The sequence below is a fragment of the Maribacter sp. HS genome, assembly GCF_048059195.1.
GTDB classification, from domain to species: domain Bacteria; phylum Bacteroidota; class Bacteroidia; order Flavobacteriales; family Flavobacteriaceae; genus Maribacter; species Maribacter dokdonensis.
Genome location: NZ_JAYLVV010000002.1, coordinates 827963 through 849483 on the forward strand (window position 1 = coordinate 827963; position 21521 = coordinate 849483).

Annotated in this window: 14 protein-coding genes; 8 read left to right on the top strand and 6 right to left on the bottom strand. The window is 37.2% G+C overall.

Features of this window, described 5'->3' with window-relative positions; genetic code table 11:
* The first annotated feature begins 11 nt into the window (after positions 1-11).
* Genes VBZ51_RS03710 through VBZ51_RS03720 form a run of 3 tightly spaced genes read left to right on the top strand, consistent with a single transcriptional unit; the run spans position 12 to position 3247 of the window.
* Complete coding sequence (locus tag VBZ51_RS03710; protein WP_058104044.1) at positions 12-875, top strand: UDP-2,3-diacylglucosamine diphosphatase; 864 nt, start codon at positions 12-14, stop codon at positions 873-875.
* Entirely contained in the window at positions 872-1870 is a 999-nt protein-coding gene (locus VBZ51_RS03715; protein ID WP_416576096.1) for a glycosyltransferase family protein, read from the top strand. Before VBZ51_RS03710 ends, VBZ51_RS03715 begins: the two co-directional genes overlap by 4 nt.
* A 15-nt stretch (positions 1871-1885) precedes the next feature.
* Positions 1886-3247, top strand: coding sequence for a GH1 family beta-glucosidase (locus VBZ51_RS03720; RefSeq protein ID WP_416576097.1), 1362 nt, complete (start codon positions 1886-1888; stop codon positions 3245-3247).
* A gap of 133 nt (positions 3248-3380) precedes the next feature.
* Here the strand turns inward: VBZ51_RS03720 and VBZ51_RS03725 are convergent, their stop codons facing one another.
* The 4 genes from VBZ51_RS03725 to VBZ51_RS03740 are packed head-to-tail and all read right to left on the bottom strand — an operon-like array spanning position 3381 to position 7155.
* Positions 3381-4559, bottom strand: coding sequence for an acyl-CoA dehydrogenase family protein (locus tag VBZ51_RS03725; protein WP_416576098.1), 1179 nt, complete (start codon positions 4557-4559; stop codon positions 3381-3383).
* 55 nt (positions 4560-4614) lie between these two features.
* Positions 4615-5328, bottom strand: a complete 714-nt coding sequence (locus VBZ51_RS03730) for a tRNA1(Val) (adenine(37)-N6)-methyltransferase (protein WP_416576099.1) — start codon at positions 5326-5328, stop codon at positions 4615-4617.
* Positions 5329-5359: 31 nt separating this feature from the next.
* The gene (locus VBZ51_RS03735; RefSeq protein ID WP_071341178.1) at positions 5360-6073 is read right to left on the bottom strand and encodes a LytR/AlgR family response regulator transcription factor; all 714 of its coding nucleotides are present in this window, start codon (positions 6071-6073) and stop codon (positions 5360-5362) included.
* Positions 6070-7155: a sensor histidine kinase gene (locus VBZ51_RS03740; RefSeq protein ID WP_071341177.1), complete on the bottom strand. Its 1086-nt coding sequence runs from the start codon at positions 7153-7155 to the stop codon at positions 6070-6072. Before VBZ51_RS03740 ends, VBZ51_RS03735 begins: the two co-directional genes overlap by 4 nt.
* Positions 7156-7494: 339 nt before the next feature.
* On the opposite strand from VBZ51_RS03740, the gene VBZ51_RS03745 reads away from it, so the two are divergent.
* From VBZ51_RS03745 to VBZ51_RS03765, 5 genes are all read left to right on the top strand, one after another.
* A complete protein-coding gene (locus VBZ51_RS03745; protein WP_416576100.1) occupies positions 7495-8586 on the top strand; it encodes a carbohydrate-binding family 9-like protein in 1092 nt (363 codons plus the stop codon).
* Positions 8570-9694, top strand: coding sequence for a family 10 glycosylhydrolase (locus VBZ51_RS03750; protein ID WP_416576101.1), 1125 nt, complete (start codon positions 8570-8572; stop codon positions 9692-9694). The genes VBZ51_RS03745 and VBZ51_RS03750 overlap by 17 nt, the downstream gene beginning before the upstream one ends.
* Before the next feature lie 144 nt (positions 9695-9838).
* Entirely contained in the window at positions 9839-12940 is a 3102-nt protein-coding gene (locus VBZ51_RS03755) for a SusC/RagA family TonB-linked outer membrane protein (RefSeq protein WP_416576102.1), read from the top strand.
* 9 nt (positions 12941-12949) lie between these two features.
* Positions 12950-14521 carry a SusD/RagB family nutrient-binding outer membrane lipoprotein gene (locus VBZ51_RS03760; RefSeq protein ID WP_071341173.1) on the top strand — a complete coding sequence of 524 codons (1572 nt, stop codon included), beginning with the start codon at positions 12950-12952 and terminating at the stop codon, positions 14519-14521.
* Between the two features lie 119 nt (positions 14522-14640).
* On the top strand, positions 14641-17979 hold the full coding sequence (locus tag VBZ51_RS03765; RefSeq protein ID WP_416576103.1) for a VCBS repeat-containing protein: 3339 nt from the start codon (positions 14641-14643) through the stop codon (positions 17977-17979).
* On the opposite strand, the gene VBZ51_RS03770 is transcribed toward VBZ51_RS03765, so the two are convergent.
* Positions 17980-19413 carry a sulfatase gene (locus VBZ51_RS03770; RefSeq protein WP_416576104.1) on the bottom strand — a complete coding sequence of 478 codons (1434 nt, stop codon included), beginning with the start codon at positions 19411-19413 and terminating at the stop codon, positions 17980-17982.
* A gap of 50 nt (positions 19414-19463) precedes the next feature.
* Positions 19464-21521, bottom strand: a complete 2058-nt coding sequence (locus VBZ51_RS03775; RefSeq protein ID WP_416576105.1) for an FN3 associated domain-containing protein — start codon at positions 21519-21521, stop codon at positions 19464-19466.

Here is a 21521-nt window from a genome sequence, read left to right on the forward strand (position 1 = left end):
CTCATTCACTTATGAAAAAAAGACCGGTTGATATTGTCGTCATTTCCGATGTTCATTTAGGAACATATGGCTGCCACGCCAAAGAGCTTTTAAAATATTTAAAGTCCATTAAGCCAAAAGAGGTAATCCTTAATGGCGATATTGTAGATATTTGGCAATTTAGCAAACGCTATTGGCCCAAGTCTCATATGAAAGTCATTAAACTATTATTGGAATGGGTGGCCAAAGGAATTCCGGTACATTATATAACAGGTAACCACGATGAACTTTTGCGGAAATTTTCGGGCAACAGTATGGGTTCATTAAATATTGTCAATAAAATGGTGATTCCGCTTGAAGATAAAAAAGCTTGGATTTTTCATGGTGACGTGTTCGATGTTACCATGCAGCATTCAAAATGGGTAGCCAAACTTGGTGCAAAAGGATATGACTTTTTAATTCTATTAAATAGAGCCATTAATTTTATAAGCAAAAAAATGGGCAAGGGTCCAATTTCAATGTCCAAGAAAATTAAGAACGGTGTAAAGTCTGCCGTTAAGTTCATAAACGACTTTGAACAGATTGCCGCAGATATTGCCATAGAAAATGGTTATGACTATGTTATTTGCGGTCACATTCACCAACCGGAAATTCGCAATATAAAAACAGATAAAGGAGAAGTCGTCTATTTAAATTCTGGAGATTGGATAGAAAATTTAACCGCACTTGAGTATCATAATGGTCACTGGAAACTATACTCTTATCTTGAAGATCAATTAACCATTGACCATAAAGAGGATAGTAAGGAAGAAACCTATGTATTGGAAAAAGCTGAACTGTTTCAAAGCTTGCTTGAAGAGTTTAGAATAAGTGGAATGACGCAACAGAGTAAATGAGAATACTATACGCAATTCAAGGTACCGGCAACGGACACTTGAGCAGGGCTAGAGATGTAATACCTGCAATATTAAAACATAATGTTTCATTAGATCTTTTAGTGAGCGGCATTCAAGCAGATATAAAACTACCCTACCCCATTAAGTATCAGCTAAAAGGATTAAGCTTTATTTTTGGCAAAAAAGGAGGTGTAGATGTTTGGAAAACCTATTACAAGGCAAACTCTATGCGTTTGCAAAAAGAGATAAAAAGTATACCGGTTGAAGATTACGACCTCATTATTAATGATTTTGAACCGGTTACGGCGTGGGCGTGCAAGTTAAAAAATATACCTTGCTATAGTTTTAGCCACCAAGCGGCAGTACTCTCTAAATTAGCTCCAAAGCCTAAAAAAACGGACAGAATGGGCAAATGGATTCTTAATAATTATGCACCCACCAGCCATCAATTCGGACTTCATTTCAAACCTTATGAACCTAATATCTACACACCTATAATCAGAAACGATATACGATCGGCATCAATTTCCAAAGGCGAGCATTATACCGTATATCTACCATCTTACAGTGATGAGAAATTGTTGAAGTTTTTAAGTAAGATGAAAAGGGTAAAATGGGAAGTATTTTCAAAGCACAATACCTATGAATATTTTAAAAAGAACATTCATATAAAGCCAATAACCAATGAGGCATTTGTAAAAAGCATGGCAAGTAGTAGAGGAATACTATGCGGTGCAGGTTTTGAAACACCAGCTGAAAGCCTACACATGCAAAAAAAGCTAATGGTAGTGCCTATGAAAGGGCAATATGAGCAGCAATGTAATGCAGCTGCCTTGGCAGATATGGGTGTACCGGTAATAAAATCGCTTAAAACAAAACACTTACCCAAGTTGCAACATTGGTTAGATACCGAAACCATTGTGCCGATAGACTACCCAGATATTACCGACCAAATTGTGAGCCAACTATTAGAGAAATCTCTAAAAACACATTAAAAAGCCACTACTCTATTGAGAGAACAAGAAGAATTCTTTTTAAATGCCCATGAATTTGGCAAAAATTTCACTTGGGGAGTTTCCACCGCAGCATACCAAATTGAGGGCGCGTACGACACCCATGGAAAGGGACCCTCTATTTGGGATACATTTACCACCAAACCAAATACGGTTTTAAATGGTAACAATGCCAATGTATCTTGCGATTACTATCATAAATACAAGGAAGATATTCTATTGATGAAGTCCATGAATATTGACAACTTTCGTTTCTCTATTTCTTGGTCAAGAATTTTACCTAATGGTATTGGCTCTGTAAACGAACCAGGTATTCAATTTTATAATAATGTCATTGACTTTTGTCTAGAACAAGGTATTACCCCATGGGTAACCCTATACCATTGGGATCTTCCACAGGTGTTAGAGGGTAAAGGCGGATGGACGAATAGAAACATTATACAATGGTTTTCAGAATTTACCAGCCTTTGCGCAACTTCTTTTGGAGATAGGGTTAAACATTGGATGGTTTTGAACGAACCCATGGTATTTACGGGTGCCGGTTACTTTCTAGGCGTACATGCACCTGGAAAAAAAAGATTGAAGAATTTTCTTCCCGCCGTGCACCATGCTGTTTTGTGCCAAGCGGAAGGTGGCAGATTACTTCGTAAACTAGTACCCAATGCCCAAATAGGCACCACGTTTTCATGTTCACAAATTTCACCCTACAGACAAAATAACAGAGACAAGAAAACAGCTGTTCTGGTTGATGCCTTATTGAATCGGTTATTTATTGAACCAGCATTGGGTTTAGGTTATCCAACCAAAGAAGCTCCGGTTTTAAAAAAACTACAACCTTACATTCAACCTACTGATATGGAAGATTGCCTGTTTGATTTCGATTTTATCGGAATTCAAAATTACACTCGAGAAAAAGTAAGATATAGTCTTTTGGTACCGTACATTAGAGCTAAAATTGTAAAGGCAAGTAAGAGAAATGTACCTACAACATTGATGGATTGGGAGGTATATCCGCCTAGTATTTACAACATGATCAAGAAATACAGTTCATACCCGCAAATTAAAAAAATCATCATCACCGAGAACGGTGCTGCTTTTAAAGATTCCATTGATGGAGAAATTATAAATGATATCGCTAGGGTAAATTATTTGCAGCGTTATTTAAACCAAGTGCTTAAAGCCAAAAAAGAAGGGTTGAATATCCACGGATATTTCGTGTGGACCTTTACGGATAATTTTGAATGGGCAGAAGGGTATTACCCTAGGTTTGGCTTGGTACATATTAATTTTAAAACCTTAAAAAGGACTATTAAAGCCTCTGGTAAATGGTTTGCCGATTTTTTATCGCGAAAAAATTAGCATTAAAAAAGCCGATGTCTCCATCGGCCATAGCTTATATCTAAAAAAAACATGCACACATCTTACACGCGCAAATCAAAGATAGATGGTGTTCAACAGTTAAATGTTATGCCCATTAAAGCAAACCGTTAAATTATTGAAAAGCAGGCATTCCAGTAATATCCGCCCCTGTAATCAGCAGATGAATATCATGAGTACCCTCATAGGTAATTACGCTTTCCAAATTCATCATATGCCTCATTATACTATATTCACCGGTAATACCCATACCACCTAGAACTTGTCTCGCCTCTCGTGCTATTTTAATGGCCATTTCTACATTATTCCTCTTGGCCATAGATATTTGGGCAGAGGTTGCCTTCCCTTGATTCTTTAATTGACCTAGTCTAAAGGCCAATAACTGGGCTTTGGTGATCTCCGTAATCATTTCTGCCAATTTCTTCTGCTGTAATTGAGTTGCAGCAATAGGTTTACCAAACTGAATACGTTCTTTGGCATATCTTAATGCAGTATCATAACAATCCATAGCAGCACCTATAGCACCCCAAGAAATACCAAATCTGGCAGAATCCAAACATCCTAATGGCGCCCCTAGACCAGATTTATTAGGTAATAGGTTTTCTTTAGGGACCTTTACATTATCAAATATCAATTCACCGGTAGCCGAAGCTCTCAATGACCATTTGTTATGGGTTTCCGGTGTTGTAAAACCTTCCATTCCACGCTCCACGATCAAACCATGAATACGTCCTTCCTCGTTCTTTGCCCATACTACCGCAATATCACAAAATGGAGCATTGGAAATCCAAAGTTTGGCTCCGTTCAAAAGATAATGATCGCCCATATCCTTATACTTGGTTTCCATACCACTAGGGTTAGAACCATGGTTTGGTTCGGTCAACCCAAAAGAGCCCATCCATTCGCCAGTAGCCAACTTAGGTAGGTATTTTTTACGTTGGTCTTCGGTTCCATACGTATAAATAGGATACATTACCAAAGAGGATTGTACTGATGCCGTAGAACGAACACCACTATCTCCCCTTTCAATTTCTTGCATAATAATTCCATAACTAATTTGATCTAATCCCGCACCGCCGTACTCCTCAGGAATATAAGGTCCGAATGCACCAATTTCAGCCAAGCCATTTATTATCTGCTTAGGAAATTCAGCTTTTTGGGCATATTCTTCAATAATTGGGGATACGTCTCTTTTTACCCATTGACGTGCGGCATCACGTACCAACAAATGCTCTTCAGATAATAAATCATCTAAGTGATAGTAGTCTGGGGCTTCAAATAAATCTGGTCTCATAACTATGCTTTTATCAAAGATAAATAAAGAAATATAACAACATGTAACACTAAAGTTACATTTTTAAATAGAACTCCTTAGTTAAGGCTATATAATCATCAGTATAAGAGTGCCTTTCAGTTTCAATGACCAATTCTGACGATTCTAATGGTGTTTTATTTTTTGAGAATGCCAATAATACCCGTTTCACCTCTGCAATAGTATTACCCTTTACATAAGTGCATTTGATAAGATAAAGACCTTTTTCCTCTGCCATGGCGACAAACTCATCTTTCTCTTTATAGGGAATTACCGTTGTAAACAATCCATTTTCCGCCAACAAAACAGCAGCCGAGGCAATAAGCTCGTTAAAAGGTAAAAAACCGTTCTGGCGTGCTTGATCCCGCTGTAAGTTGCCAGAACTGACATTTTCCGAATAAAAAGGAGGATTACACGTGATCAACTCATACTGGTCTTCGATTTCATCAACAAATTCATCTAAGCCGGCGTGGTAACAGTACAACCGATCTCCCCATGGGGAGCCTTCAAAATTCTCAACACATTGTTCATAAGCATCAGCATCTATCTCAATGGCATCTACCACATCCGCATTGCTTCTCTGGGCCAGCATTAAAGCGATGATTCCTGTACCGGCGCCAATATCTAAAATAGATTCCAATGATGTGTCCACTGGCGTCCATGCACCTAACATCACACCATCTGTACCAATTTTCATGGCACAACGATCTTGTTCAATACTAAATTGTTTAAATTTAAATAGTTGGCTCAAGGCAATTTAATTCTATAGTGAATAAGAAATTTTAATCTGTAAGGTTGTTAAGTATTCTGCTTTTGGCATCGGCTAAATAGCTTCTACCTATGGTGTACCTAATACCGCCAATTTCAACGCTATTGCCCTCAACCACACTTACCTTATCAACAGCAATAGTATAGGAACGGTGTATTCTTATGAAATTATCACCTGGTAACTCATCTGTAAAACTGCTTAAGGTTCTGTGAATTATATATTTTGCCGTTGGCGTTATGATCCTAATGTAATCTTTTAGGCTCTCTATCACCATAATCTCGTCCAAATAAATCTTTTGTAACTTCTTTTTGTCAACCTTAACAAAAATAGAAGGCTTCTCTTCTTTTTCAGCACTACCGTTACTACCTATTTTCTTAAGACCTATAATACGATCTATGGATTTAAAAAATCGAGGTAATGAAATGGGTTTCACCAAATAGTCAATGGCTTCTAGTTCAAAGCTTCTTAATGCATGTTCTTCATGAGCGGTGGTCATGATTACAAACGGTTTTTTGTGCAAGGTGCTTAAAAACTCCAATCCGTCCAAATAAGGCATATTGATATCTAAGAACATGATATCTACCTCATTGTCCCTCAAAAAGGTCGATGCATCCAAGGCATTGGAAAAAGTACCCTCTAGCTGTAATTCTTTTACCCTAAGTATATAGTTCTTAATCACATTTACTGCCAACGGCTCATCATCTACTACTATTACTTTTAAAATCATATTACCTTAAGCTTTAAAAACACATTGAACATTTTATCCTCTTCAAAAATCTTTAAATCGTACTCACTCTTAGCGTAGCCCAGCTCTAACCTCTTTTTCACATTAGAAAGACCAATACCTCCTCGTTTTACCGGGTATACATATTCTTTTTTTACTACTGGTATGGAATTGGATACTTTAAAATCCATAAAACTATCGTCAACATTTACATCGATCTTAATCTTCATATCCCCAATATTCTTACTTGCCCCATGCTTAAAGCAATTTTCAATAAGTGGTATCAATAACATAGGTGGTATTTTACAATTGTCAAGGTTGCCCGAGATATTCATATCAATTTTCAAAGAATCATCGAACCTTATACGTTCCAAATCTATGTAATTTCTTATACAATTAATTTCACTGGTTAGATCCTGTCGTTGCTTTTTGGTTGCGTACAATAAGTAACGCATTAGCTCTGAAAGTTTTAAAACCACCTCTGGAGCTTGGTCAGATTTCTCCAAGGTCAATGAATATATATTGTTCAAGGTATTGAAGAAAAAGTGAGGTGATACCTGTGACCTCAAAAATCTAAGTTCGGTCTTTAGCTGTCGTTTTTCAAGATCATGTAGCTTGCTACTTTCCCTTAACCAATCTATGGTCAATTTAATTGCTGTAAAAAACGATATCACATAAACCTCACCAATCATTGTCTGCACGGCATACCCAATGGTCAATGAGTTGATAACATCCTGTGCTTCGGGCATAACATCTGTACTTACCAAGTAATACGTTAGGTTATACTTCACCAAGAGCATTATGAACAATGACAGAAGTATATATACCGTATACTCAAAGTATCTTTTGGTATATATAAATTTTGGCATTAGGTAATAGGCATTTAAATACGCCAAAAACATATGAATGGGAAAACCTATAAGATTGGTACGTAAAGAAAGTAAAAAGTCGTCATGTATAAAGGTCCACCTAAACGTATTAAAGATAAAATAGACAGACCAAAATAAAATATGGTGCCAAGGTTTAATTTCACTTGTACCAAAAAATTTGGGCCTTCTCAAAAACTTCATTAATCTAATGTCCATAGGCTACTAAAACCAATTTATTTTTTCCGTTTTTTTGACGTTGAGCAACAATCTACGGTTGTTAAGCTAAAAACATTCAGTTTACGAAGAATTTTAAAAATATTCAATTATAATCTCAGAATAGCCTCCTTAGCTTAATTATTTCTAAATGTAGTTAAAAACGGCCTAAGCAAAAGTGTAATTTGTAAAATTGAAAAGCAACTTCATCGCTTAGTTTGTGCATTCAAAAACTTTAGAAAAGCTTAGCATAATACAGAAGTAGCAGATTATTCACTACTTACAATTTTCTATTCTTAGGATTATAAGATCATCAACAAGTACAGGACAGACTATTAGGCTATGGATATAATCAATAAAAAATCTTTAAAAACTAAAAAAGCCATAGCATTATTATTGTTTCTACTATACCTAGGAGCAATTTCCCTAATGGCCCAAGAAACACCACGCTCATATATTGCAGAAAATACACTTGAAAACATATCCATAGATGGCAAAATGAATGAGAGTGCATGGCAGACAACCAGTTGGTCTAGCGATTTTATTGATATTGAAGGCACTAAGAAACCCACGTATAACACAAAATTTAAAATGCTATGGGACCAACAATACATTTATTTTTTTGCAAAAATTGAAGAACCACATATTTGGGCCACATTAAAGCAAAAGGATACCATAATATTTTACAATAACGATTTTGAAATATTCCTGGACCCAGATGGCGATACGCACAACTATTACGAATTTGAAATAAATGCCCTAAATACCATATGGGACCTCTACTTATCAAAACCATACAGAAATAATGGGCACGTTACCGATGCTTGGGATTTTAAAGGCATTAAAACCGCCATACATTGCAACGGCACATTGAACAACTCAACGGACATAGACCAAGGTTGGACTGTTGAAGTAGCCATACCATGGTCTTTTACTACAGCCCCAGGTGGAACTACCAAAGTACCGGAAAATGAATATTGGAGAATAAATTTTTCTAGAGTAAACTGGGATTTTGATCTTGATAATGGTACGTATTCTAGAAAGAAAGATAGCAATGGTAATTTTTTACCAGAATACAATTGGGTATGGTCACCACAGGGAGTCATTAATATGCACGAGCCAGAACATTGGGGATATGTCTATTTCAATAAAGGTAGCAAAACCACCAAATTCGATATACCTGATGATGAACATATAAAATGGTATTTATACAAACTATATAGAAATGTAAAGACCAAAAACGACCAAGAATGGTTGTCCGTACATGGGGAACTGCAAAAAAAGCCGATTTTAATACAGGGCAAACCGGTTGTTGCTGTTTTAGAAAAGAACAACTTTGGCTTTAACATATGGGCAAAAAGCCCATTCACGAACAACAGACTAATTATACATACTGACGGAAAATTTACAACTGACTATGACCAAACCAACTAAGTTTTTACAGGCATTACTTCTTGTACTTATTACTCTTTTCATCTCATGCGGAACAAATGAACAAAAAAAAGAGAAAATAGCCACTACAGATACTTCATCTAACACTGAGACATTTAAATTATGGACATGGATTACTGCTGACAAAGCACGGACAAATGAATCTTTTGATGAAGAGTTTAAAAAGTACGGAGACAATGGTATTAATGCAATACTTATAAATACCTACGGAGATCCAGAATTACTGGCTAGGTTGGTACCAATAGCCAAAAAATACAATTTAGAAGTCCATGCTTGGATGTTCACTATGAACCGCCCTGGCGATAAAGTTGCAGAACAGCATCCAGAATGGTATGCTGTAAGTAGAGATGGCAAGTCTTGCTTTGATGAACCACCCTATGTAGGATATTACAAATGGCTTTGCCCCACAAGAAAAGAATCTCGCGAACACATACTAAGTTTAATTGAAGGATTGTCAAAAGTAGAGGGTGTAGCAAGTTTCCATTTAGATTATATTAGATACTCGGACATTTTTTTACCTATAGGTCTTCTTCCTAAATACAATTTAAAACAAGAAACGGAATTGCCCAGATATGACTTTTGCTATTGTGATGTTTGTACTTCGGAATTTGAAAAAGAACATCATAAAAACCCAAATGATTTTAGCAATCCGGCAATAGATATGGAGTGGAAAAACTTCCGTTTAAATAAAGTAAAAGCCATTGTAGACGAAGCTTACAAAATTACGCATGCAAATGGCAAAATACTTACCGCAGCTGTATTTCCTTATCCAGAAATGGCAGATCACATGGTTCGTCAACGTTGGGATAAATGGAATATAGATGCAGTTCTACCCATGATCTACAATGTCTTTTATAATGAAGAAATAGATTGGATCGGGTATGCAACCCAGCAAGGTGTTATTGATTTAAAAGGGAAAAACACTGAGTTACATACTGGCATATATGTGCCGGGCATGACACCAGAACAATTGCAGGAAGCTATACATCAATCTATTAGCAACGGTGCAAAAGGAGTATCTTTCTTTGATGGACCTGCCATAACTGAAGAACAATGGCAAGTAATTAGAGCATCACAAAACCCTCAATAATTGTTTCATTCCTAAAAATTTCCTATTTATTAACATGCTGTTAAGCTTTTCATAATTGTTATTTGTCGAAATTTTTGATAATTAACTGGAATATGGCTCACCTTATGACAGTATTTTATACAAACTAACTTAACTCAAACATTTATGAATAAAAAAATCTCAAGTTTTTTGACCATTGCTGTGCTGCTGTTTTTTCAAGCAGTAATAGGTCAAGACAAGACCGTATCTGGTGTAGTCACAGATGACACCGGTTCACCTTTGCCAGGTGTTAACGTCGTTGAAAAAGGCACAACAAATGGAACTTCTACTGATTTTGATGGTAATTACTCCATCAACGTTGATGCAAATGCTACATTGGTTTTCTCTTCTTTAGGATACAAAACCAAAGAAGTAGGAGTAAATGGTAGATCTATAGTAAACACTTCAATAGCGGAAGATGCCAGCGAATTGGACGAAGTAGTTGTTACAGCACTTGGTATACGTAAAGAAACCAAAGCATTAGGATACTCCTTAACTGAAGTAGATGCAGAAGAAATTGCAACCATTAAAACTCCAAATGCAATTAATTCTTTACAGGGTAAAATTGCAGGTGTAAACATCTCTCAAAATGCTACTGGTGCCGCCGGTTCCAGTAGAGTAGTCATTAGAGGTGCAAGTTCATTATCCGGTAACAACCAACCACTTTATGTAGTGGATGGTATTCCTATCGGAAATGGTAATAACGGTTCTGCCAGTTTATGGGGTGGATCAGATGGTGGGGACGGTATCTCTAGTTTAAATCCAGATGATATTGAATCTATCTCCGTACTAAAAGGTGGTGCGGCTTCTGCGCTGTACGGTTCTCGTGCTGCGGGTGGTGTTATTATCGTTACCACAAAATCCGGTAAGGGCCAGGAAGGTTTTGGCATTGAAGTAGGTAGCTCCGTAACCTTTGACAAGGTGGACACTTCATTACAAGATTTTCAAACAGAATATGGACAAGGAGTTAGAGGTGTAAGACCATCTTCACAAAGCGCCGCATTAGAAGCAGGTAGTTCTTCATGGGGAGAAGCTTATGATGGTGTAAATTCTCCTCAGTTCGATGGTGTATCAAGACCTTACTCCTATTTAGGTAACAATGTTGACAAATTTTATAGAACAGGGTCTACTTTCATTAACACGGTTGCCATAACCAGTGCTAAAGAAAATTTGACCTATAGACTTTCTGCATCTAATTTGGATAATGCGGATGTATTGCCAAATGCAGGATTGAACAGAAAATCTTTTTCTTTCAACTCCAGTGCTATCTTAGGAGATAAGATAACTAGTAGCGTAAATGCCAAATATATTATAGAAAAGGTACAAAACAGACCTAGACTTTCAGATTCCCCTGGTAATGCCAACTTTTCAGTGGCTTTGCTACCAGGCAATATAGATGTAACTACATTACAGCCATCTACCAATCCTGATGGTTCTGAAAGACAATTCTCAAACAATACATTTTCTACCAACCCGTATTTTGCCGCTTATAATTTCAATAATGAAGATGTCAGAAATAGAATAATTGCATCAACATCTCTTCGTTATGATATATTGGATTGGCTATCGCTAACCGGTAGAATTGGTATTGATAATGATATTATCAGAAGAACTTCCGTTGAACCTTTCGGTACGGCTTATAAACCATTGGGAGGCATTAACGAGGAAGAAAGAAGATACAATCAAGTGGATGCCGATTTAATTTTAGCGGCAGAAAAAGATATTACAGATAAGTTTGCCATTTCTGCATTAGTAGGTGCAAACAACAACCACGTTAAATCTGAAAATTTATTTTTAGGTGGTAACGACTTTATTGTTCCAGGTTTAGAAGACATAGGCAACACAGTTAGCCAATCTCGTAGCAGAGAATATTCAGAAAGAAAAATTGGTTCTGTTTACGGTTCGTTGGAATTATCTTATGACCGTTGGGCATATGTAACGTTTACTGGTAGAAATGACTGGTTTTCTACGTTATCATTCCCTGGCAAGACTACACCAAATGATGATTTCTACCCTTCTGTTAATGGTAGTTTAATATTATCAGATGCTTTTAATATGCCTTCTTTCGTTAGCTTCTTAAAATTAAGAGGTGGTTATTCAGAAGTTGCAGGTGGTGCTCAAGATCCTTATACATTGGCTTTGAACTATGAAATTTTCGGAATCCCGATCAGCGGTCAGCCATTAGGTAGAGTTTCCGGTAGCATTGTTCCTAATGCCAATTTAGTTGCTTTTAGCAAAAGTGAAACAGAAATTGGTTTAGATATGAGGTTCTTTAATAACCGACTATCTTTTGATGTTGCTTACTATAGCAATGAAACTACAAATGATATTGTAGATGTATCAACATCTATATATTCTGGTTATACCGGGGCTAGCGCAAATTTAGGTAAGGTAACCAACGAGGGTGTTGAATTTTTAATCAGTGGTACACCGATCAGAACTAATGACTTCTCTTGGAATATGACCGTAAACGGTGCTTATAATGAAGGACTGGTAGTAGCTACAGATGATGTTAATTCTGACGTTAACTTAGATGAACCAAGAACACAGAATGTAAGAATTACCCACATCGTTGGTGAAACTTATGGTTCTATAGTTGGTGTTTCTTATGAGCGTGATGAAAACGGTACCATAGTTTATGAAGTAGGTGATGATGGTGTACCTAGAGCTGTTGAAGGTGAGCGTAAAATCTTAGGTGAGGGTGTACCTCCATTAACGTTAGGTTTTTCAAATTCATTTACTTACAAGAACTTCAACCTTAACTTCTTGATCGACGGAAAATTTGGTGGACAGATCTTTTCTGGCACCAACACTATACTTTATAGTAATGGACTTCACAAAAACACTTTAGAAGGTAGAGAAAATGGTTTAACCGTATCTGGTGTTGACCAAACCGGGGCTGCATTTACTACGACAGTGGCACCTGAAAATCTAGCTGACTATTATGGTGAAATTGCAGATATCGCAGAAGAATTCGTTGAAGACTCTGATTATATAAAATTCAGACAATTAAGCCTAGGTTATTCATTACCAAAGAAAGCCTTAGACAATGTATTTTTAACCAATGTTAATGTATCACTAATCGCTTCTAACTTATTCTACATAAAAAGAAGTGTAGATAATATTGACCCGGAAAGTGCATACTCTGTTGGAAACTCACAGGGTCTGGAATATTTTGGAGTTCCTTCTTCTAGAAGTTACGGTCTAACTATCAATGTAAAGTTTTAAAAGAGAACTATGAAAAAATCAATATATATACTAATGTTTGCACTACTTTCTGTAGGTGCATGTGATGATGGTTTTGAAGATTTAAATGTAAATCCAACAAAACCTACCCAAGTTGCTGCGGGTAATAAGCTAACTGCGGTGATGAAATTTATATCTAGTGAAAGATATGACAACTGGAGAGCGGCCATGATCTATCAATCTACCATGATGCAACATGTAGCTACAACTGCCGGTTACTGGAGTGGTGATAAATATACGTGGAACAAAGGTTATGCTTCATCCTTATTGGATCGCTATTATGAGAATGCCATTAAATCAATTGAGGATTTAACCTTTCAATTAGAAGAGGAAGAAGCTCCTGAAGAAATGAAGGCAATTGTAAAAATACTACGTGTCTTTGCTTATTCCAGACTTACCGATCTATATGGTGATGTGCCGTATAGCGAGGCAGGTAAAGCAGTTATAGAAGGTATTTTTCTTCCTAAATATGATGCGCAAAGCGAAATATACCCAGATTTGTTAAATGAACTGGAAGAGGCTTCTGCTGCATTAGGCTCTGGCATTTCTGAATTTGGTTCTGCAGATGTCATCTATAATGGTGATCAAGCAAAATGGAAAAAGTTAGCTAATTCCTTGATGCTACGTTTAGGTCTTAGGCTAATTAAAGTAGACCCTACCGCTTCACAAGCTTGGGTTACAAAAGCTATTGACGGAGGTGTAATGACATCTAATGATGACATCTTTTACCTACAACATGATGCAGACAATAAAAATGGAATTGGCGAAGTGTTTACGGCTGATGGAAATCCAAGAATGAGCGATACGTTCATCAATTTATTAAAAGATGCAAATGACCCAAGATTAACGGTATTGGCATCATTACCTGCACAGAAAATAATTTTCAAAGAAGACCCTGATAATCCTGGTCTGTTCATAGAGGATTTTAGAGAAGATAGAACAGTGGAGGAAAGACTGGATCCAGACGCACAAAGAGGTCTGTCCAATGGTAAGGATCTTCCAATGCTACAAGAGCAAGATGTTGACCTTGATAATCTTTTCAGCAATTTAAACGACTACTCTGAGCCTAATCGTCTTTTAATTACCTCAGAAACTGCCCCTATGATTTTTCAAACTTATGCAGAAGTAGAGTTTATGCTTGCAGAAGCAAATGTAAGATGGGGTCTTGCAGGTGATGCAGAAACACATTATAACAATGGAGTTACCGCTGCTATGAAACAATTATCACTTTATGGTGATGCCGGTATTATTGCAGATGCCGACATTGCAGATTATCTTGCTGCCAATCCTTATGATTCGGCTAATGCACTAGAGCAGATCAATACACAATATTGGGCTGCCACTTTCTTAAATGAATATGAATCTTTCTCTAACTGGAGAAGAACAGGTTTCCCGGCACTTACACCGGTAAACTACCCTGGTAATGTTACCAACGGTACTATACCAAGAAGATTAACGTATTCTGAAAGTGAACAAAGTAACAACCCTGATAATTATGCCGCTGTAATAGCCGCTCAAGGTCCAGATGTTCTTACCACTAGAGTGTGGTGGGATGTTGAATAATAACAATTAAGTTTGGTTTTTGAGTGAAACCTCTCATAATAGTTTTGAGTTAATTTTTTATTGAGTTTGAAAAGGAGGGGAAACTCTCCTTTTTTTGTATAAAATAGTATCTTGTAATCATGAAAATTAGGCATTTATTATACTTCTGCTCCTTACTCGTTTTATGTTGTGAAAATGCTCCTGAAGAGACCAAGGCAACACCAAAATTATTTACACTTCTCAGTTCCAATGATACAGGAATTGACTTTAATAATATTATTAAAGATGATAAGCATAAAAACATATTTGCCTATGCCAATTTTTATGGCGGGGCAGGTGTTGGTGTGGGCGACTTTAATAATGATGGACTGCAAGACATTTTTTTTGCAGGGAATATGGTACCTGATAAATTATATCTGAACAAAGGAAATTTGGTTTTTGAAGATGTTACCATAAAAGCTGGCATCAAAAATTTTGATGGTTGGTCTACCGGAGTCACCATTGCTGATATCAATAATGACGGACACCAAGATATTTATGTCAGCAGAGAACTGTATGATGAAAACCCGGAGTGGCGAAGAAATTTAGTGTACATTAACAATGGAGATGGCACATTTACAGAGAAAGCCAAAGAATTGTCTATTGCAAATACCGAAAGAACAAGACACGCAACATTCTTAGATTTTGATAAAGATGGACTATTAGATCTTTTTCTATTGACGCAACCACCAAATCCGGGAAGTCTTTCTCAATATCACAGTGCGGACAATTTACTCATACCGGAATATGCACTAAAACTGTATAAAAACAATGGCAATACCTTTGAAGATGTTTCTAAAGCTGCTGGTATAGACCGCACCGGTTTTCCAAATGCCGTATCGGCAAGTGACATTAATAATGATGGATGGCCAGACCTCTATGTGGCCAATGATTTTTATGCACCAGATTTTCTATTTCTAAATAATCAAGACGGCACGTTTACAAGCATTGAAAAAAACGCTTTAAAACAAACGTCTTACTATAGTATGGGTGTAGATGTAGCCGATATCAATAATGACCAAAATTTAGATGTATTTGTACTGGATATGGTGTCTGAAGATAATTTCAGATTAAAATCTAACATGAGCGGTATGAACATTGGTGCTTTTTGGAAAGTAGTAGAAGACGGTGGCGGATATCAATACATGTATAATACACTACAGCTAAACAACGGTAATGAAACCTTCAGTAACATTGCGCAATTTACCGGCATGTCCGCAACAGATTGGAGCTGGTCTAATCTTATAGCCGATTTTGACAATGATGGTCTAAAAGACACTTATGTCACCAACGGATTATTGCGTGATATTAGAAATACAGATGCGGATAAAAATGTAGCCCATTATATAAATACCACTAGAGCACAATGGCTACAGAATAATCCCAATGCTCAAAACGTAAAAAGCATATGGGATATCGTAGACCTTGAAAAAGCGGTTAGCATGGTCCCGTCCCAACCTTTAAAAAACTACGCCTATCAAAATTTGGGCAATTTGGAATTTAAAAATACTTCCACTGAATGGGGTTTGGACAATGAATCTTTCTCCAACGGATCAGCATATGCCGATTTAGATAACGATGGTGATCTAGATTTGGTGGTCAATAACATCAACAGTGAGGCATTTATTTACAGAAACAATTCGGAAGCAAAACCAAACAGTAACTATCTAAGAATACAATTGGTCGATAAAAACAACAGACCAACATTTGGAACTAGGGTAAACATATACACTCAAAATGGTGTACAAACCTTAGAGACCACAAACGTACGTGGTATTTATTCTACCAGTGAACCTACGCTACATTTTGGATTAAAGAATTTGACACAAGTAGACAGTCTAACGGTTGTTTGGCCCAATGGAAAAAGTACTGTAAAAAGAGACATCTCGGCAAATCAACTGTTAGAAATTTCATCTGACGAATCTGAAATTTTAGAAATCAAAAATGAAGGAACGGATAAGACTCTTTTTGCAGATATGACCAATGTTTTTCCTGTAAAATTTAGACATCAAGAGAATCAATTCGATGATTTTAAGAAACAAATACTGTTGCCACATAAGCTTTCTCAATTTGGACCAGCCCTGACCGCGGGAGATATCAATGATGACGGATTGGATGATTTCTATATTGGCGGTGCCGCCAACCAAGCACCTACCCTATTTATTCAACAAAAAGATGGCAATTTTGAAGAAAGTCAGGTTGCATTTTGGCAAAAAGAAGCCGATTATGAAGATGTAGATGCCTTATTTGTGGACATCAATAATGACGGATTAAAAGATTTGTACGTAGTAAGTGGTGGTAATGAGTATCCAAAAAACGATTTTCACTATACGGATAGAATCTACCTAAACCAAGGTAATGCGACCTTTAAAAAAGGAGCCATTTTAAATGCTAACAGAATTAGTGGCTCTGTAGTAAAATCCGCCGATTATGACGGTGATGGTGATATGGACCTTTTTGTTGGTGGCAGACATACTCCGCAACAATACCCAAACCCATCTTCTAGCATGTTATTGGTAAACGACAATGGACAATTGGTGAACCAAACAGAATTATTATCCCCACAATTGTTGCAAATAGGAATGATTACCGATGCCATTTGGAGCGATTATGACAATGACCAAGATTTAGATTTAATGATTGTTGGCGAATGGATGCCTATTACCATTTTTGAAAACAATAATGGCAACCTAACAAAGGTTGAGAAGGAAAACTTTACATCTAGCTACGGCTGGTGGTTCAGCATAGAACAAGGAGATTTTGACAATGATGGAGATTTGGATTATATAGCGGGTAATTTAGGTCTTAACTACAAGTACAAAACCAGCTCTGACAAACCTTTTGATGTATATTATAATGACTTTGATGCCAATGGTAATGCAGATATTGTCTTAGGATATTACAACAAGGAAAAACATTATCCATTAAGAGGGTTTTCATGTTCATCGGAACAAATTCCTGCCCTAAAGAAAAAAATAGTAAAGTATGATGCCTTTGCCTCTATGGAACTAAAGGATGTATATGGTGAAGAAAAACTGAAAAACTCCCTACATTACAGCGCAGACACTTTTGCATCGGTATACATTGAAAATCTAGGCAATGGTCAATTTAAAATAACGGACTTGCCCAATGTAGCTCAACTATCTAATCTCAATGATATGCTTGTAAGGGATTTTAACGGCGATGGGGCATTAGATGTTCTTGCCATAGGCAACTTATACGTTTCAGAGATAGAAACCCCTAGAAACGACGCTGGAACAGGACTACTGTTATTGGGAGATGGTAACGGGAGCTTTTCTGCTAAAAGAGGGTCAGAGATAGGATTCTTTGCAGATAGGGACGCCAAAAAACTGGTTACCTTAAGCAATGTTCAAAATGACTATTTCTTGGTGGGCAATAATGATGATGTCCTTCAGATTTTTGAATTACAGAAAAACTAATTAATCAATACGCCCGGGAGACCGGGTTTCACTACCCTTTATGTCCAAAAGGGAATCGCCCAATTTGGCTCGCATATCATCCGCCAATTTTTGTATGGTCTTTACCACTTCTGGATGAGCTGCTGCTACATCGGTAGTTTCGCTTTCACCCTGTTCTAAATCATAGAGTTCAATTTGCTCTAGATCAATCATTTTATACACCCCGGGCAATCCATCTTTACCAGGAGTTTGTCCGTTCATAGTTCTGTACTTGTGAGGAAAATAAAGCTTCCATTTCCCATACCGCACCCCAAACAGCTCATTTACGCGATAATAAAAGAAATAGGCTTCTTGCGGACTCTCATCTGTTTTGCCTGTAAATAAAGACCATGCGCTTTTACCGTCTATCTCTTTCTCTGGCAAAGGAGCATTGATAACGGCTGCTATTGAAGGTAAAATATCTATTGCCATAACAGGTGCCTCAATAGTAATTCCCGCTTTTATTTCTTTCGGATATTTAATGATGAACGGTTCACGTTGACCACCTTCCCATCCAGTGCCCTTACCCTCTCTAAATGGTAAAGCACTTCCGGAGTGATTTCCGTATGCCAACCAAGGTCCATTATCAGAAGTAAAAATTATAATGGTATTTTGGGCTAATCCATTCTTATCAACAGCCTTTATAATTTCACCTACAGACCAATCCAATTCCATAATAACATCACCGTACAATCCTCTTTTAGACTTTCCTTTAAACTTATCGGACACAAATAAAGGCACGTGGGGCTGAGGATGCGGTACATACAAAAAGAATGGGTTTTCTTTATTACGATTAATGAAGTCAACACTACGCTCTGTAATCTCAGTAGTCAAATTCGTTTGATCCGTTAATGTATCCAATACCTTTTCATTCTCATAAAGAGGCAAGGGACCAAAATTAAAAATAGGACCTTGCTGCGGATGTAACGGCCACATATCATTGGAATAAGGTATACCATAATATTCATCAAACCCTTGATTATTGGGCATAAATTTTTTTGCATCTCCCAAATGCCATTTTCCAAAAACAGCCGTAGCATACCCTTCCGCTTTCAATAATTCTGCGAGGGTAGTTTCATCAGGATTCAAACCTACTTTACTATTGGGCATAAAAGCGTTATGAATACCGATCCTATTAGGATATGTCCCCGTTAATATACCTGCCCTTGAGGCGGAACACACAGCTTGAGCAGCATAAAAATGGGTAAGCATTGCACCGTCTTTAGCCATTTGGTCCAAATTGGGAGTATCTATGTCGTGAGCACCAAAAACGCCCACATCATTGTAACCTTGGTCATCCGTAAAAATTAAAATAACATTAGGTCTATCATTTGCAGCAACTCCGGTTTTCTGAGCCAAAAGACGCTGCCCCTTAACCAATAGGAATATTATAAAGTAAACTGATCTTAAACTCATAACTATTATTTTGACTCTATTAATGGACATTTCTCAATACTATACCCTTTTTAATTCAGCACTACTTCATCAATAAAAATCCAGCTTTTACCACCAGGATCAGTGTGCCAATCAGGGTTTTTCAAGGGACTCTTAATGGATAGTTTTACATACTTTGCTTGGGTGGCAGGTATGTCTAAATCGAAAAAAGTGAGTTTCACCTCGGCATTGGGTTTCTCTTCTCCCATATCTTTTCTCCCTACTTCCTTAAAGTTAGTACCATCATTGGAAACCGATACCACAAAAGATGTGGGGTAAAAAATCCAACTTGCAGGTGCGGACAATGCACCAATAGATACTTTTGAAATGGCGTTCTGCTCTTTCAGCTCCACCACGGCATTCAAGTGCTTTCCTTCAAAACCCAACCAGTTGCCATCTACAAAATTGGTAGACCCACGCTTTTGATCCATTAAAGTTTTACCTTTTTTTCCTTGATACTTATCATTGGGCACCGTTAATAAATCTACATCGGCATAGGCTATATTGTTCTTAATAAACGTTCGCTCGGTGATGTTGCTTGGCTCCCATTCTTTTTTTGCAGCAATCGCTTTCACATTTGCCGTTGTCTCTAATGTGATCGCACCATCATACTTCAAAGAAGATTCCGTGGGCTCAGAGCCATCAAGCGTATAGTAAATCTCAGTACCATCAAATAGGCTTTCAATAGCTATGGTTAAACTATCACTAAAAAAACTACGGTCACTTATAATGGTGGGCGGATCTAAAACGGTTGCCTTAAATACATCTGCCCCAATTTGCTGAATGGTCACTCCCGGTAAATTCTGCTGTAATTGTACCAGTCCGTCTTCGGAAACATCAGTTTTCCATAAATAAATATTACGAAGCTTTTTATTTTCCTTTAAATCAAGAATGATCTTATCGGTAACAGCGGTACCATATAAATTTAATGACTCTAACAGCTCAAGATCACTAAGATATTTCCCAATAGCATCGGTTACTTTAGTGTGCTGTAACTTTAATTTCAACAGATTTTTAAACGGTTTCAATTCTGAGGCAAGATCATCGTTAAAATTGCTGAACCCTAAATCTAGTTCCACAATGTTGGATGCATATTCTTCAAGCACTTCTAACGTATCGTCAGTAATAGAATCCATACTTGCCATATTCACCGAGAGCAAGTGATTCTCACTAGATAAGGTTTGAACCGATATACCGGCGCGCCTAACATTTTGCAACCATTCCTGTGGCACTTCCATTGCTTCTTTAGTTAATACGGCAATTGCAGAAGTGTCTTGCTCCAATGAAGTTAATATTCCAGCTATATTTCCTTCCCTAGTCAGTTCATTTACTTTACACTCAAAGCAATTGTTATTTTCCATCCACCATTCAAGCAAAGCCTTTTCATTATCGGTCAATTGCACCTTACCTTGTGGTGGCATATGTTCATCATGATCTAAAGGCAGATGCACCCTTTCCAAGAACAAAGATTTTTCTTGACCTGAAATAGTATCTAAAAGACTACCCGTATCACCACCTTTAATAATATCATTAGGTGAACCCATAAGCAAACCGCCTTTAGCCTTGCTTTCATTATGGCAGCTTACACATTTAGCGTCAAAAATAGGTTGTATGACTTGGGCGTAAACCTGAGCCTCTTCAATATTTGTAATGACAATAGCTTCTTTTTCATCTACAAATAAATAATCTTCTCCATGGGTCATATTACCGCCAAAGTGACCGGTAAGGCTAATTAATGCCAATACCAATAAAAACGTTGGAATATAGGTTTTTCTAACCCACCCAATTTTACTTCGTTTTACCAAATAGAGAAGTACTGTTGTCACGGTAAACGCAACAGCCATCCACCTATGTAGAAAAAGGGAATCTTCATCATAACCACTTTCCTCTCCGAGCAACCACCCGGTACCCAGTGAAAATATTGCCGTAATACCCGCTACCAAAAGTGTAAATTCTACTACCTCAGCAAAAGATCCTTTTGATTTTAATCTACCATAAACCTCTAAAATAAAGGCAAGCATGATGATACCTATGGGCAGGTGAACAAAAAGCGGGTGCAGGTGTCCTATTTGTATTCCTAATTGAATCAT

Bases quoted from the DNA above. Each gene is read 5' to 3' on its own strand.
- VBZ51_RS03770 (WP_416576104.1), bottom strand. From the start codon at position 19,413: ATGAGTTTAAGATCAGTTTACTTTATAATATTCCTATTGGTTAAGGGG.
- VBZ51_RS03735 (WP_071341178.1), bottom strand. From the start codon at position 6,073: ATGATTTTAAAAGTAATAGTAGTAGATGATGAGCCGTTGGCAGTAAAT.
- VBZ51_RS03765 (WP_416576103.1), top strand. From the start codon at position 14,641: ATGAAAATTAGGCATTTATTATACTTCTGCTCCTTACTCGTTTTATGT.
- VBZ51_RS03755 (WP_416576102.1), top strand. From the start codon at position 9,839: ATGAATAAAAAAATCTCAAGTTTTTTGACCATTGCTGTGCTGCTGTTT.
- VBZ51_RS03760 (WP_071341173.1), top strand. From the start codon at position 12,950: ATGAAAAAATCAATATATATACTAATGTTTGCACTACTTTCTGTAGGT.
- VBZ51_RS03740 (WP_071341177.1), bottom strand. From the start codon at position 7,155: ATGGACATTAGATTAATGAAGTTTTTGAGAAGGCCCAAATTTTTTGGT.
- VBZ51_RS03715 (WP_416576096.1), top strand. From the start codon at position 872: ATGAGAATACTATACGCAATTCAAGGTACCGGCAACGGACACTTGAGC.
- VBZ51_RS03725 (WP_416576098.1), bottom strand. From the start codon at position 4,559: ATGAGACCAGATTTATTTGAAGCCCCAGACTACTATCACTTAGATGAT.
- VBZ51_RS03710 (WP_058104044.1), top strand. From the start codon at position 12: ATGAAAAAAAGACCGGTTGATATTGTCGTCATTTCCGATGTTCATTTA.
- VBZ51_RS03750 (WP_416576101.1), top strand. From the start codon at position 8,570: ATGACCAAACCAACTAAGTTTTTACAGGCATTACTTCTTGTACTTATT.
- VBZ51_RS03775 (WP_416576105.1), bottom strand. From the start codon at position 21,521: ATGATTCAATTAGGAATACAAATAGGACACCTGCACCCGCTTTTTGTT.
- VBZ51_RS03745 (WP_416576100.1), top strand. From the start codon at position 7,495: ATGGATATAATCAATAAAAAATCTTTAAAAACTAAAAAAGCCATAGCA.